19 protein-coding genes and 2 pseudogenes are annotated in these 12,391 nt (G+C 39.3%); 19 read left to right on the forward strand and 2 right to left on the reverse strand.

All coding sequences use genetic code 11. The features are described 5' to 3' along the window. Positions 1 to 86: 86 nt before the first annotated feature. Together MUB23_RS03755 and MUB23_RS03760 are read right to left on the reverse strand one after the other, a co-directional pair. Complete coding sequence (locus tag MUB23_RS03755; RefSeq protein ID WP_244798946.1) at positions 87 to 362, reverse strand: CD3324 family protein; 276 nt, start codon at positions 360 to 362, stop codon at positions 87 to 89. 405 nt (positions 363 to 767) lie between these two features. Next, positions 768 to 1,082: pseudogene (locus MUB23_RS03760) on the reverse strand (helix-turn-helix domain-containing protein). Between the two features lie 146 nt (positions 1,083 to 1,228). Here MUB23_RS03760 and MUB23_RS03765 point away from each other — a divergent pair. From MUB23_RS03765 to MUB23_RS03855, 19 genes and pseudogenes are all read left to right on the forward strand, one after another. Then, positions 1,229 to 1,429, forward strand: a complete 201-nt coding sequence (locus MUB23_RS03765; RefSeq protein ID WP_244798950.1) for a DUF1273 domain-containing protein — start codon at positions 1,229 to 1,231, stop codon at positions 1,427 to 1,429. A gap of 239 nt (positions 1,430 to 1,668) precedes the next feature. Further along, positions 1,669 to 2,100, forward strand: coding sequence for a DUF3788 domain-containing protein (locus MUB23_RS03770; protein WP_244798952.1), 432 nt, complete (start codon positions 1,669 to 1,671; stop codon positions 2,098 to 2,100). Between the two features lie 65 nt (positions 2,101 to 2,165). Beyond that, the gene (locus MUB23_RS03775; RefSeq protein ID WP_330641770.1) at positions 2,166 to 2,723 is read left to right on the forward strand and encodes an HAD hydrolase-like protein; all 558 of its coding nucleotides are present in this window, start codon (positions 2,166 to 2,168) and stop codon (positions 2,721 to 2,723) included. A gap of 452 nt (positions 2,724 to 3,175) precedes the next feature. Continuing rightward, positions 3,176 to 3,433 carry a hypothetical protein gene (locus MUB23_RS03780; protein WP_244798958.1) on the forward strand — a complete coding sequence of 86 codons (258 nt, stop codon included), beginning with the start codon at positions 3,176 to 3,178 and terminating at the stop codon, positions 3,431 to 3,433. Positions 3,434 to 3,464: 31 nt separating this feature from the next. Beyond that, entirely contained in the window at positions 3,465 to 4,034 is a 570-nt protein-coding gene (locus MUB23_RS03785) for a helix-turn-helix domain-containing protein (protein WP_244798960.1), read from the forward strand. 106 nt (positions 4,035 to 4,140) lie between these two features. Further along, the gene (locus MUB23_RS19955) at positions 4,141 to 4,689 is read left to right on the forward strand and encodes a DUF3795 domain-containing protein (protein ID WP_244798961.1); all 549 of its coding nucleotides are present in this window, start codon (positions 4,141 to 4,143) and stop codon (positions 4,687 to 4,689) included. 144 nt (positions 4,690 to 4,833) lie between these two features. Further along, a complete protein-coding gene (locus MUB23_RS03795; RefSeq protein ID WP_244798963.1) occupies positions 4,834 to 5,595 on the forward strand; it encodes an MBL fold metallo-hydrolase in 762 nt (253 codons plus the stop codon). A gap of 97 nt (positions 5,596 to 5,692) precedes the next feature. Then, positions 5,693 to 6,157, forward strand: a complete 465-nt coding sequence (locus MUB23_RS03800) for a VOC family protein (protein WP_023043206.1) — start codon at positions 5,693 to 5,695, stop codon at positions 6,155 to 6,157. Positions 6,158 to 6,202: 45 nt separating this feature from the next. Then, positions 6,203 to 6,613, forward strand: coding sequence for an ester cyclase (locus MUB23_RS03805; protein WP_244798964.1), 411 nt, complete (start codon positions 6,203 to 6,205; stop codon positions 6,611 to 6,613). A gap of 92 nt (positions 6,614 to 6,705) precedes the next feature. After that, positions 6,706 to 7,353, forward strand: coding sequence for a flavin reductase family protein (locus MUB23_RS03810; protein WP_244798965.1), 648 nt, complete (start codon positions 6,706 to 6,708; stop codon positions 7,351 to 7,353). 96 nt (positions 7,354 to 7,449) lie between these two features. Then, complete coding sequence (locus MUB23_RS03815) at positions 7,450 to 8,199, forward strand: nucleoside phosphorylase (protein ID WP_244798966.1); 750 nt, start codon at positions 7,450 to 7,452, stop codon at positions 8,197 to 8,199. A gap of 39 nt (positions 8,200 to 8,238) precedes the next feature. Further along, positions 8,239 to 8,571, forward strand: a complete 333-nt coding sequence (locus MUB23_RS03820; protein ID WP_244798967.1) for a DUF3795 domain-containing protein — start codon at positions 8,239 to 8,241, stop codon at positions 8,569 to 8,571. A 51-nt stretch (positions 8,572 to 8,622) separates the two neighbouring features. Then, positions 8,623 to 8,766: pseudogene (locus MUB23_RS19960) on the forward strand (glyoxalase); the annotation flags it as partial. A gap of 38 nt (positions 8,767 to 8,804) precedes the next feature. Next, positions 8,805 to 9,434, forward strand: a complete 630-nt coding sequence (locus MUB23_RS03830) for a CatA-like O-acetyltransferase (protein WP_244798969.1) — start codon at positions 8,805 to 8,807, stop codon at positions 9,432 to 9,434. A gap of 22 nt (positions 9,435 to 9,456) precedes the next feature. Continuing rightward, the gene (locus MUB23_RS03835) at positions 9,457 to 9,831 is read left to right on the forward strand and encodes a hypothetical protein (RefSeq protein WP_244798970.1); all 375 of its coding nucleotides are present in this window, start codon (positions 9,457 to 9,459) and stop codon (positions 9,829 to 9,831) included. Positions 9,832 to 10,047: 216 nt separating this feature from the next. Next, positions 10,048 to 10,653 (forward strand): hypothetical protein, encoded by a 606-nt coding sequence (locus MUB23_RS03840; RefSeq protein WP_244798971.1) that lies wholly within the window; start codon positions 10,048 to 10,050, stop codon positions 10,651 to 10,653. 74 nt (positions 10,654 to 10,727) lie between these two features. Then, positions 10,728 to 11,078 carry a DUF3795 domain-containing protein gene (locus MUB23_RS03845; protein WP_244798972.1) on the forward strand — a complete coding sequence of 117 codons (351 nt, stop codon included), beginning with the start codon at positions 10,728 to 10,730 and terminating at the stop codon, positions 11,076 to 11,078. A gap of 148 nt (positions 11,079 to 11,226) precedes the next feature. After that, the gene (locus MUB23_RS03850) at positions 11,227 to 11,763 is read left to right on the forward strand and encodes a CD3072 family TudS-related putative desulfidase (RefSeq protein ID WP_244799032.1); all 537 of its coding nucleotides are present in this window, start codon (positions 11,227 to 11,229) and stop codon (positions 11,761 to 11,763) included. 75 nt (positions 11,764 to 11,838) lie between these two features. Next, positions 11,839 to 12,387, forward strand: a complete 549-nt coding sequence (locus tag MUB23_RS03855) for a DUF1697 domain-containing protein (RefSeq protein ID WP_244798973.1) — start codon at positions 11,839 to 11,841, stop codon at positions 12,385 to 12,387. Positions 12,388 to 12,391 lie beyond the last annotated feature (4 nt).

Genomic DNA, 12,391 nt, shown 5'->3' on the forward strand with positions numbered 1-12,391 from the left:
ATCATTTCAAACCCAACCTAATGTTCTTTTATGAAAAGAATATAAGAGAAAGGCTGATACGGTCCATAAACCATATCAGCCTTTCTCTAATCATTATTCCTTGACTGCCCAATAATCCGTTGAATACTTTTCAAAGATAGATAATATTTTTTTGCTAAAGTTTCCATATCTATCCCGGCAAGATAATCTGCATAAATATGTCTGTTTCTTTCTTGTAGTTCTTGACGGGTTGAGGTTGTTTCTCCCCAGCCCTTTTTGTTATTTTCTGCTCTGGGAATATAAAGAAATTCCCCGTCAACATACTCTTGAACTTTTAGCAGTAAATCTTGTGGCAGAACGTGTGTTGCTTTCTTATAGCTCATTTTTGCGCTCCTAAATAATTGTTGTACAGGAACAGCAAAGACCATCTGCAACACGTATTCAAATTTAATGGTTGCGATAGCCTTGCTTACGCACCAATAACGATAGGACTAAGCATACACACAAGTCTCCTTTCCATGGTATCATCTCATATTTTAATATAACATAGTAGATGGTAAAACCTCAAGTTTGTTTATTAAAAGAAAATGAGGAACGGCATTTACTATATCCTTTACAAAGAGGATAGTGAAAACACATTATTGCAATGCCGAAAACGTGATTCTATATGAAAAATGATAAAATGGAGCTGGCAGGTGATAAAAGGATAAATAAAGGACAATTCGAGAAAAAATTTAGGATTGAATAAGGGATAATAAAAAATAAAACAGCCAACCGGCGTGGCCGCTTTACTTCTTGCTGTTCAGTTCCTTCATAATGCCGAGGAGATAAGCCGTCGACTTGGGATCCAGTTTCTTTCCCTCTTCGATAAATTCCTACAGAGCCTCCGGATAAGGATTTCCTTCATCGAAGAATTCCTGCGGCGTTACGCCCAAATATTCGCAAATGAAGAAGAAGGATTGCATGGCCGGAAGGGACTTTTTGTTTTCGATGTTATTGATGTAATTGTTTGCCTGTCCCAATGACAATGACATGTCACGTGCAGATACACACTTTTGTAATCGTAGTTTTGCCAGCCGTTCCGGGACGAAATCTTCATACATTGCCTTCACCTATCATTCTCTAATAGATTACACCTCACACATATGCTTTATTCGCAAAGATAAAAGGGGTGTTTGCGTTGACCTGAAAAACAAATTTATTATAATTAGGTGAGATGAAAAAATATAACTATCAAACGGGAGATACAATGAAAGGAAAGACATGTTGTATTACTGGGCATAGGGATATGCCTGATAAAGAGATTGGCAGCATAAAGAAAGCTCAGCATCAGGAAATAAAAAAAGCAGTGAAGGACGGCTTTCCTGTAATCCTGTCTGGTTTTGCAGATGGCGTGGATCAGTATTTTGCAGAGATCGTTTTAGAGTTGCAGAAAAAAATGGGGATTTGAAACTGATTGCAGTGCTTCCATACCGGGATCGACCTCCAGAAAGAATTGCGTGAAATTCCGATAGGATTAAACTTGGACAAAAAAAGGATAAATCTTGGATATAGTCGTGTATAGTAAGAGTGGAGCTGTAGGCAAAACTATGATAGAATAAAACTTTTAAGGATTATTATATAAGCAAAACCCTAAGAGCGGGTTTACTGAATTATTAAAAGAGATACAAAGAAGAAGGAGAACTGGATATGCTTGATAAAATACCAAATATGGACGATATGACCGCTTTAATCGGACAGTCTTTATATGACGTGTGGCAAAAGCTATGCGCTGCGATTGATGAAAAGTACGATATGGACTGCATTTGGAACAGCGGCGGCAAGGCATGGACCTACGAATATAAATACCGCAGAGGCGGAAAAACACTCTGCGCCCTATACGCAAGGGAGAACTGTGTTGGCTTTATGGTAATACTGGGAAAGGATGAGCGGATGAAATTTGAAGCCGTCCGAAGTGAGTATTCGGAAAGCGTCCAGAAGGTCTACGATGACTCAAAAACCTATCACGATGGAAAATGGCTGATGTTTGAGCCGGTTGACACATCTTTGTTTGCAGATTTTATGCGGCTATTAGCCATTAAGAGAAGACCGAACAGGAGCTTGACATTTATAACAAACTGACCTATAACCAGAAAGAAGAGAAGAAAGGGATTTTACATAAGCTGCTCGGTGGGATTGGAACAAACGTGTCGGTAGGGGGGCCATTCCTGTGTGATTATGGGTGTAATATTATTACCGGCAGCAATGTGTCGATCAATATGAACTGCTCTTTTATCGACTGCAATCAGATAAAAATCGGAAATAACGTCATGATTGCTTCCAATGTGCAGATTTATACGGCAACGCATGCCGTGGAACTGGCAGAACGCCTGACACCAGACTGGACCCCGGAGAGCGGAAAGCACTATGAATGCTCCGAACCCTATGAAGGCATCCCGGATTTGATTGCCGCTCTGCGGGCAAAAGGATTTATCCTTGCATTGATAACGGGAAAGGGCGAAAGAAGCTGCCGGATTACTTTGAATGAGTTTGGGATGGAACATGATTTTGATGAAATCCTGACGGGCAGCGAAAATGAAAATATTAAGGCGCAGTCATTGAGGCTGCTACTAAAGAAATATGATTTGCTTCCTGCACAATGTGTGTATATAGGGGATGCGGTTTCAGATGTGTCAGAGGCCGAAAAGCCGGGGTCATATGCTTGTCTGCTTTGTGGGGAACAACTGCAAAGGCAGAAGAATTGAAAAGCATCAATGCCGATTATATATTTGAAACGGTAGGAGAGTTAAAAGATTACTTGCTCTCTGTGCCAGAATAAAAAATCAAAATTACGGAGGTAAAGCGGTTGAATATTAAAGGTATCGGTTCCATATTTTGTCTCATTGCCGCGCTTTTAATGTGTGCAAGATATTTGACTGCTGCGATTTTTATGAGTGGCGGATTTTGGAAGTATGATTTAAGGAAGCCTGTGAGGATAAACCCCTAACTTTAGGCTTGATCAGCCGGGCTGAGTTAGATTGATAAGAGAACTGACAAACTTGAAATTGTAGGGCTGATGAATCAGGAAAACAAGTATTTGAAGGAATGATACGAATCGTATCATACATGTGACAGAGAGATTCTGTTGTTATTTTACGTTTTTTGATAACGTTAAATTGTCGAAAAGACAGATTAACTTTTGAAAGGACGTAGAATAATGAAAAAGAACGGGAAAAAGAATTTATTATTTGGAGTGATACTCCTTGCAACATTTGTAATATGGACAGCTTTGATTCAGATTGTTGATGTGCAGCCTCTTGGGCAGAATGGAACCAATATTGGATTTGCAACATTCAACTGCTGGTTTCATCGTTTGACAGGTGTTCATATGACGCTTTATACGATTACCGACTGGATGGGGCTTGTGCCAATTGTTGTATGTCTGATTTTTGCAGGAATTGGACTGGTTCAGTGAAAAACTTCAGGAATTAAGAAAGAGCCGGGGATTGACACAAGAAGAACTGGCAGAGGCATTGTTTGTTTCCAGAACTGCTATTTCAAAATGGGAATCAAGAAGAGGATATCCAAGCATAGATTCATTGAAAGAAATATCAAGATTTTTTGCAGTGTCTATTGATGATCTGTTATCAGGAGAACAGTTGATTACAATTGCAGAAAAAGAAAATAAATCCAATCTCAATACTATATGCGATTTATTATTGGGGTTTGTTGACTTATTTTCTTTGATGCTTATTTTTCTACCGCTGTATCCAAAACCGGTCAATGGATATATCTATGCAGTAAATCTCTTTGATTATGTAGATAATGATGTTTTGATTATTACAATCTATTGGGCATTGTTTATCGGCTTAACAATCGTTGGATTTGTAAAAATACTAATGGTCTATTTCAAATTTGAAAAGGGCAAAAAGGTAGTTAATTCATTGTCCGTTGGGTTCAGTGTTTTTGCTGTTTTGTTTTTGGCGATGGCGAGAGAACCATATGCAATAGTAGTAGCATTTTTGCTATTACTTGTCAAAGGTGGTTTACTTTATAAACAAACTAAGGCAGGTTGATAAAGTAGTGTTTCTATAAATTCCAGTTTGTCAGCTTGTTAGGAGAAGCATCATGTACAGCATACATTAGCTGGAATGGCTGGGGACAAGCTAGTTAGGAGGTAACATGAAAGGTTTTAACCGAAAAAATCAATTGTTTTCCCTTTGTGGCTTGAACTGCGGGCTTTGCCCCATGTTTTTAAATAAATATTGCCCAGGCTGCGGGGGCGGCGAGGGAAATCAGTCCTGTAAAATTGCAAGATGCAGCATGGAGCATAACGGTGTGGAATACTGCTTTCAGTGCGATGAATACCCTTGTCCAAAATACGAGCATATGGATGACTTTGATTCCTTTATGACACACCAGGGCCGGAAATCTGATATGGAGAGGGCCCGGCAGTTGGGAATAGAAGCTTATAATGCGGAGCAGGTGGAAAAGACAAAAATACTGGACATTCTCCTGTCCGATTTTAATGACGGGCGCAAAAAGACACTGTTTTGTACAGCAGTATCTCTTTTGGACCTGCGAGAGCTGCAGGCGGTACTCAGGCAAATTGAGAACAGAGCTGATTTGGATACACTGACGCTCAAGGAGAAAAGCGCTTTTGCCGCAGGACTGCTTCAGGAAGCGGCAGCAAAGAACAATATTGAGTTGAAGTTGCGAAAGAAAAAGTGAGGACTTCAATACTGCAATCATTTAATAAAGTATTGAAAAGGATAGAGAATATAGATAAATGAAAGTAATAAACGCCCCTTTGCAGAAAAATAAGTGATGTTCTGCAAAGGGAATCAGATATTAATTATGGAGGTATGCTTGCAAATGGAAAAGTGGTTCACGATTGATCAGATTGATGAAGGTACATATATTATCAGCGAATACCGGCATTGGGAGGAGACGCATTGCTATCTGTTAAATGGCTCCAGTCGCAGTTTATTGATTGATACGGGTCTGGGAATCTGCAATATTATTGATGAAGTAATGAAGCTGACAAATAAGCCTGTTACGGCCGTTGCCACCCATATTCATTGGGATCATATTGGCGGCCATAAGTATTTTCCGGACTTTTATGCCCATGCGGAAGAATTGAGCTGGCTGAACGGTGAGTTTCCGCTGACAATAGAAACAATCAGAGAGATGGTGGCAGACCGCTGCGATTTACCAGACGGTTACGATACAGGCACTTATGAGTTTTTCCAAGGGACGCCAACAAAGGTACTGGAGGATGGAGAGAACATAGAATTAGGTGGACGGAATATACAGGTATTGCATACTCCGGGCCATGCTCCGGGGCATATGTGTTTCTGGGAATCAGACAGAGGTTATCTGTTTACCGGAGACTTGGTTTACAAGGACACTTTATTTGCCTATTATCCGTCAACAGACCCGGACGCATACCTTGCTTCTCTTGAAAAGATTTCGGAGCTTCCAGTCAAAAAGGTTTTTCCTGCGCATCATAGTTTGGATATTCAGCCGGAGATTTTAAGCAGAATGAGAAATGCGTTCAGGCAGTTACGAGAAGATGGTAAATTACATCACGGCAGCGGTACATTTGACTATGGAGATTGGGCAGTATGGTTATAAAGAGAAGGAAGCAGTATAATTTCATTTAGTTGTGTGCTATACAAAAGGCTTTATCAGAACTAAAGAACAGCGAAAGAGGCTTGAAAGGAGCATTTATATGAAGTATGTATGTACAGTTATATCGGTAGCGGATATCAGCGCCGCAAGAAAGTTTTATGAGGAACTGTTCGGGCTAGAGGTCTATCAGGATTACGGAAAGAATATCGCTTTTACCTGCGGTCTGGCATTACAGCAGGATTTTGACTGGCTTGTAAGTATACCCAAAGAAAAGGTATTGAAGAAATCCAACAATGCGGAGATTGTTTTTGAGGAACAGGATTTTGACGGTTTCCTGAATAAGCTGAAAGCATACTCGGACATCGAATATTTGGGAGAAGTCATTGAGCATAGTTGGGGACAGCGTGTGATCCGGTTCTACGATCTGGACGAACATCTCATAGAGGTTGGAGAGGATATGCAGATGGTAGTAAAGCGGTTCCTTGCTTCTGGAATGACTATGGAAGAAGTATCTGCGAAAATGGACGTATCCATTGAGGACTTAACAAAACTTCTGAATAGTTAATTTGCAGCGGGCATATAAACAAATTGGAATTTACGGAGGTTTCGCATGAAAAATAAGGATATTGCAAAATATTTCTATGAAGTTATTATTTCGGATAATTTACTTGATGAAATTTCTAAATATATATCGGAGGACTGCGTTCAAAGGATTGGAGAAAAAGAAATGTTCATAGGAATAGACGGAATGAAAGAACACCTATTAGCATTGAAAAAAACGTATCCTGATTACACTATGAAAATTATCCGTCAATATGAAGTGGATGATTATGTTATTTCAGAATTTATTATGAAAGGCACTCATAATGGAGAATTTCTCGGAATAACACCCACAAATAAGGTTTTGGAAATTACAGGGGTGGATATTGATAAAATTATAGATGGAAAAATCGTGGAACATGGTGGTGCTACAAATACTTTTGAAACTTTTTTTGAACACCATTTGATTAAGTCTGTATGAAATATAAATTCCAGCTTGTAGGGCTGGAAAATCCCTGTTTGTAGAAGACAATAAATACAAAGATAAATTATCATTTTCGGAGGAGGTTCTTAATGAAAATAGAAATAGGGAAAGTGTTTCCGCAGTATTTCAAGCCCTCATATCCAGAGGAATTTGAACTGTTTTCCCATTTAGAAACAACGGCGGCAATTCCTACGGTTTTATTTGCAATTACCACATGGAAAGAAAACGGAAAGCCGAATGTCTGCTTCCACGCATGGAGTTGCTTTCATGGTGATAAAACGGCTTTCTTTGCGGTTATGGGAAACCTCTATCAGCATACCCATACCTATGCAAATATCCAAAGAGAAAAATGCTTTTGTATCAATTTTCTTCCAATAAGTTATTACGATAAGCTGATAGATACAATTAACCATAATGACTATGAAGCTGATGAATTTTCAGTAGGAAATTTTTCTCTTGTAAATGCCAAGACCATTCATGCACCAATGATACAGGAGGCATTTGTAAACATAGAGTGTACTTTAAAAAGAACACAAGATTTAAGCGGTGCAGGTATTACTTCCATGATTATCGGACAGGTACAGCATATTTCCGTTGAGGAAGAATATGCACAGGGCTATGAAAAACGATATGGAAAAGACGGATTTATGATGTTAGTCCCTGCCCCACAAGACTTAAAAACAGGAGAACCTAATCAATCAGCGATTGCTACGATAAACATTGAAAAGTTTGACTGATAAATCCCAGTTTATAGAACAGAGAAAATTGTAAGTTATGAAAAGAAAATGTAAGACGGGTACGTAGCCACTATTGAATCGGAGAGGATTAAGATTATGATTACGGATTCATTTGACAACAAAACTGAGCCTATATTCACGCTGAAGGATTTTTATGGGGAGAGAAAAAAGATACTCGATATCTGCATTATCATTTTTTCCAAAGAGATTTACGAGACTGTTCTCACCACATATATTTGCACAAAGATCGCAGAAATCAATGCACCGAACGGGGCTGTTCCGATTTATAAATTCAGCTCTGAAGGAAAGGAAATTGCTTTTTATTTATCTGCAATCGGTTCTACCGGAACCTCTGAGTACTGTATCGAGTCAAACTGGCTGACTGGTGCTGAGAAGTTTATCATGTTTGGCTCGGCGGGAAGTCTCGATAAAGAAAAGACGCAGGGGAGATTCGTTATTCCGACAGAAGCCTACAGAGACGAAGGAATTTCCTATCATTATGCACCGCCAACTGATTACATCAAGATGAAAAATCACGAAAAGCTCGCTGCTATTTTTGATGAGCTGCACTTCCCATATGTGAAAGGACGGGTATGGACTACAGATGCGTTTTTGCGTGAAACAGCAGGGCAGGTTGCTAAGAGGCAAGAGGAAGGCTGCATCGCGGTAGACATGGAACTGGCAGGAGTGCAGTCTGTTTGTGATTTCTACGGTTTTGATTTATATGATTTTCTGGTGACGGGGGATGTGTTATCGGAAGATAAGTACGAGATGGAAAGATTTAATGACGCCAATCATAATTTGGACAAATTTTATATCGCTTTGGAGATAGCGAAACGAATTTAATCCGAGAATCCATTTGAAGATATAGAGGTGACTGAGGCTATGAAAGATATGATTGCATATTGCGGACTGAACTGCGAAAAATGTGACGCATACATTGCAACAATCAACAATGATCAAACATTGCGTGAAAAAACTGCAAAATTATGGGCAGAGTTAAATAATGCCCCTATTCTCCCTGAACATATTAACTGCCAGGGCTGCCGCGTTGAGGGGAGTAAAACGGTATTTTGTGACAGTCTGTGTGGTATTCGTAAGTGTGCGCTGAAGAAGGGCGTTGCAACATGTGGTGACTGCTCCGATATAGAAGAATGTAAAACTGTTGGAACAATTATCCTGAATAACCCGGAAGCTCTGAAAAATCTAAAAGAATAACCGGGTTTAGAAATAACAAAATTCAGGTTTGTCGGTAAGTAACACAACAGAGATCTGGATGGGCATCTCATAGAGGTTGGCGAGGATATGAAAATGGTGGGCAGACGTTTTTTGGATACCGGCATGACGATGGAGGAAGTATCGGAAAGAATGAATGTTCCCATCGGGGATTTAGAAAGGCTGCTGAACAGCTGAATGTGAAATAAAATCAGAAGTTGGAGGAAAATGTATCTATGGCAAATAAATATAAAGTAATTGATGAAAAAACATGGGATAGGGCAATGCACTGTATGATTTTTAGAGACAGTGTTGAACCAGCATTTTGCGTAACCTTTGAAGCAGATATTACAAGATTTAGGCGCATGGTAAAGGAGCGAGGACTTTCTTTTACATTGGCAATGGTACATGCTGTTTGCAAATGTGCAAATGAAATAGAGGCGTTTCGTTATCGGTTTGTTGACGGACAGATTGTTTTGTTTGAAAAGATAGATACTGCATTTACATATCTTAATCAGGAAACAGAATTGTTCAAGGTAGTCAATGTACCTATGATAGATGATCTGAAAGAATATTGTGAACTGGCAACAAAAGTGGCAAATGAACAGAAAGAGTATTTTACGGGACCTTTAGGAAATGATGTGTTTCAATGTTCTCCCATGCCGTGGGTAACATATACGCATATTTCCCACACTAACTCGGGTAAAAAAGATAATGCAACACCGCTTTTTGATTGGGGAAAATATTATGAGAAAGATGGAAAGCTTTTGATTCCAATTTCTGTGCAGGCACATCATTCTTTTGTAGATGGTTTGCATATCGGACAGTTTGTGGAAAAATTGCAAAAATTGTTGAACGAAGGGTGATCAGGAGTTAGGAGATGCAATAATGAAAAAGATCACAACTTTTTTTAGTGCTATGTTACTTATTATATCATTGTCTGCTTGCTCATCAGACTTTGATGGAAGCAGAACAGGAAACGACACTCAACTAATTATGGAATATACAGCATTTAATACTACCGACACTCAAGATTTGGTTGTTGAAGCCGGAGATATTATTCATGCAGAAATTGTGGTTGAGGATGGTCATTTATCATATAAAATTCAGAAAGATGACGAGGAACCTATCGCTGAAAGTGAAGGCATTTTCTTTTCGGTAGAATATGATTTTGATGTAGAAGAAAGCGGAACATATACAGTAACTGTAATAGGAGAAAACGCAAAAGGGAGTGTAAAATTCGTAGTACAGAGTGCCGAATAATAATTGGCGTAAATTAACAAATATAGGTTTGTCGGTAAGTAACACAACAGAGAGCTGGACGGGCATCTCATAGCGGTTGGTGAGGATTTAGAAAATCTGCTGTATAGCTGAGCGGGAAAGAAAGTCAGAAGTTGTGGGGCTTGAAAATTTTAAGTTGCCTTTATGCGTTCTTGATGGAAAAGGTGTATTTCAAATTGAAAGGATGGTCGGGTGCTAATGAAAAAAATCATCAACTTCATTGAAGCGAATGTGGATGGCAAAACGCTGTTTACAAAGGAATTAGTTTACGAACTTGAAAATGGTGCGTTACAGGGCGCTTACTCAGATCAAATATCTTTCTCTAATCTAAAATATTCTCAGAGCGGATTTCAGTTGGATATGTTTATTGTATCTAATGAGAAGATATGGCTCATGGGAAAGGATGGAGAACGGGAAAAATTGCGAAAAGATTTCAGTGGCGTATCCCTGTTCCGATTTGAACTGGCGGAGCGAAAAAGCACGAATAGTTTGACTGGCTGTTTTCGTTTCATTTCAGCTTCAGAGAAAAATGTGGCAGCAGAGGCTATCGTAAGTGGAATTTATGATGTGCGTCTTGAAAATGATGTGCTGAAGTTATCGGAAGATCAGGTCTTGTATCGGGATCAGCCGATACAAGAAGGGAATTTTAAGCCCGTTGCATTTCAATCGGAACATCGTTTTTATGTTAAAGCTAATAAGCTACACTATGAATACAACGGCAAGTGTTTTGATGTGGACTCAAAAACTATGCGGCGTAACGACAGCTCCGATACCTTTCCTCCGTTTATTTCAATCGAAAAGTAAGAAATGACGAATCAGTTTGACAGGAGTGCAGAGATTTGGAAATGCTAATAGATAAATAGTAAAGGGGAGTCTCGATGATAAATAAAAAAATGATAGCCTTTTGCGGTACATATTGCGGCGTGTGTGAATGGAAAGATAAAATCGGGTGTAAGGGCTGCAAAGCCAATAGAGGGATTATGTTTTGGGGTAAGTGCGATAAAGCGATATGCTGCATAGAAAAGGGGCTTGAACATTGTGGGGAATGCTCAGATATGCCCTGCCAAAAGCTCAGAGACCTGTTTGATGATCCAGAGCATGGTGATCACGGAGCAAGACTTCGCAACCTGAAAAATTGGAAAGATGGCATCTGTGCCTATGAAAAATTAGGCAATACAGCGCAGGAGAAGGCAAAAAATTTGAAAGCGATTGATAACACCAATGACTAGGAAAGAAAGACAAGATTATTTCAATGAATGAGAATTAGGGCGATGACGTTACAGTTCCACAGTGGAAATTGGTAAAAGTGATTGGAACAATCATACACTGATTTTTGGGGTAATAATTAAAATTTGTGAATTTGTGAGAGTATATACTATGTTCAATGATGGAAGAAGTAAAAAGGTTGTTTTTGTTGCACATTGCTTTTTAAATCAAAATTCCATTTCAGATGGAACGGCGATTTATCCGGCAGCAAATAAAGATGTTATTGATTTTTTCTTAAATGCAGATATTGGTATTGTCCAAATGCCCTGTCCGGAGTTTTGCTGTTTAGGACTTGATAGGGGAAATATTCATGGAGCTGATAGCCCGGTAGTGGTAGAGAATACACGCATACGTTCAGCAATGCAAAATGACGACTCGAATTTGAAACTAACAAGACTGGCTGATTATGTAGTGCAACATATCATGGAATATAAGAAATATGGATTTGAAGTTATCGGTATTATTGGGGCAAATCGTTCTCCAAATTGTGGTGTCGAAACAACATCGGACAATGATGCAGAAATCAATGGTATGGGATTGTTTATAGATAAAATATTTTGCCAGCTTTTGCGAGAAAACATATCTATTCCCATGATAGGCATAAAGGGAACGGACAACATACAAGAAAAACTTCAGCAGTTAATATGAGTTAAGGAATAAGGGCACAAGCATGATTGTTCTGTCCTTGAAAGCATATCAGAATAAGGCGAAATGAAGATTTGTATGGAGGATGCAACGAGATATATTGCGCTTTTGCGCGGTGTCAATATAAGTGGAAAAAATAAAGTTCCGATGACTGAACTAAAGAAAGCTTTTGAGGAGCTTGAGTTCGGAGCGGTTAAGACCTATCTGAACAGCGGCAATGTGATTTTTTCAAGTGATGAAGAGAATATAGGGAGCCTTACAGACCGGATTGAAACAACGATAAAAAAGTGGTTTGGTCTGGATATTCCGATTTTCGTCATATCAAAAGAGGATCTCGAAGATATTTTGCAACACGCGCCTGACTGGTGGGGTGATGAAAATAAGGAAATCTATGATAATCTGATTTTTATTATGCCTCCAGCTACATTTGCTGAAGTGCGGGACGAGATCGGAGAACCCAGGGAGGGGTTGGAAAAGATTCAGGATTATAAGGAAGCGGTATTCTGGTCTTTCAGCCGAAAGGATTATCAAAAGACAAACTGGTGGAGGGAGACGGCAAGTGCGAATATCAGCGGCAAACTGACAATCCGAACGGCAAACACCGTCAGGAAGATAAAAGGCATGTAAGGCT

The organism is Cuneatibacter sp. NSJ-177 (assembly GCF_022867805.1).
Classification (GTDB): Bacteria; Bacillota; Clostridia; order Lachnospirales; family Lachnospiraceae; genus Pseudolachnospira.

Coding starts and splice junctions, on each gene's coding strand:
- MUB23_RS03810 (WP_244798965.1), top strand. CDS start 6,706: ATGAAAATAGAAATAGGGAAAGTGTTTCCGCAGTATTTCAAGCCCTCA.
- MUB23_RS03770 (WP_244798952.1), top strand. CDS start 1,669: ATGCTTGATAAAATACCAAATATGGACGATATGACCGCTTTAATCGGA.
- MUB23_RS03805 (WP_244798964.1), top strand. CDS start 6,203: ATGAAAAATAAGGATATTGCAAAATATTTCTATGAAGTTATTATTTCG.
- MUB23_RS19955 (WP_244798961.1), top strand. CDS start 4,141: ATGAAAGGTTTTAACCGAAAAAATCAATTGTTTTCCCTTTGTGGCTTG.
- MUB23_RS03795 (WP_244798963.1), top strand. CDS start 4,834: ATGGAAAAGTGGTTCACGATTGATCAGATTGATGAAGGTACATATATT.
- MUB23_RS03780 (WP_244798958.1), top strand. CDS start 3,176: ATGAAAAAGAACGGGAAAAAGAATTTATTATTTGGAGTGATACTCCTT.
- MUB23_RS03815 (WP_244798966.1), top strand. CDS start 7,450: ATGATTACGGATTCATTTGACAACAAAACTGAGCCTATATTCACGCTG.
- MUB23_RS03845 (WP_244798972.1), top strand. CDS start 10,728: ATGATAAATAAAAAAATGATAGCCTTTTGCGGTACATATTGCGGCGTG.
- MUB23_RS03840 (WP_244798971.1), top strand. CDS start 10,048: ATGAAAAAAATCATCAACTTCATTGAAGCGAATGTGGATGGCAAAACG.
- MUB23_RS03820 (WP_244798967.1), top strand. CDS start 8,239: ATGAAAGATATGATTGCATATTGCGGACTGAACTGCGAAAAATGTGAC.
- MUB23_RS03855 (WP_244798973.1), top strand. CDS start 11,839: ATGGAGGATGCAACGAGATATATTGCGCTTTTGCGCGGTGTCAATATA.
- MUB23_RS03830 (WP_244798969.1), top strand. CDS start 8,805: ATGGCAAATAAATATAAAGTAATTGATGAAAAAACATGGGATAGGGCA.
- MUB23_RS03850 (WP_244799032.1), top strand. CDS start 11,227: ATGTTCAATGATGGAAGAAGTAAAAAGGTTGTTTTTGTTGCACATTGC.
- MUB23_RS03765 (WP_244798950.1), top strand. CDS start 1,229: ATGAAAGGAAAGACATGTTGTATTACTGGGCATAGGGATATGCCTGAT.
- MUB23_RS03800 (WP_023043206.1), top strand. CDS start 5,693: ATGAAGTATGTATGTACAGTTATATCGGTAGCGGATATCAGCGCCGCA.
- MUB23_RS03835 (WP_244798970.1), top strand. CDS start 9,457: ATGAAAAAGATCACAACTTTTTTTAGTGCTATGTTACTTATTATATCA.
- MUB23_RS03755 (WP_244798946.1), bottom strand. CDS start 362: ATGAGCTATAAGAAAGCAACACACGTTCTGCCACAAGATTTACTGCTA.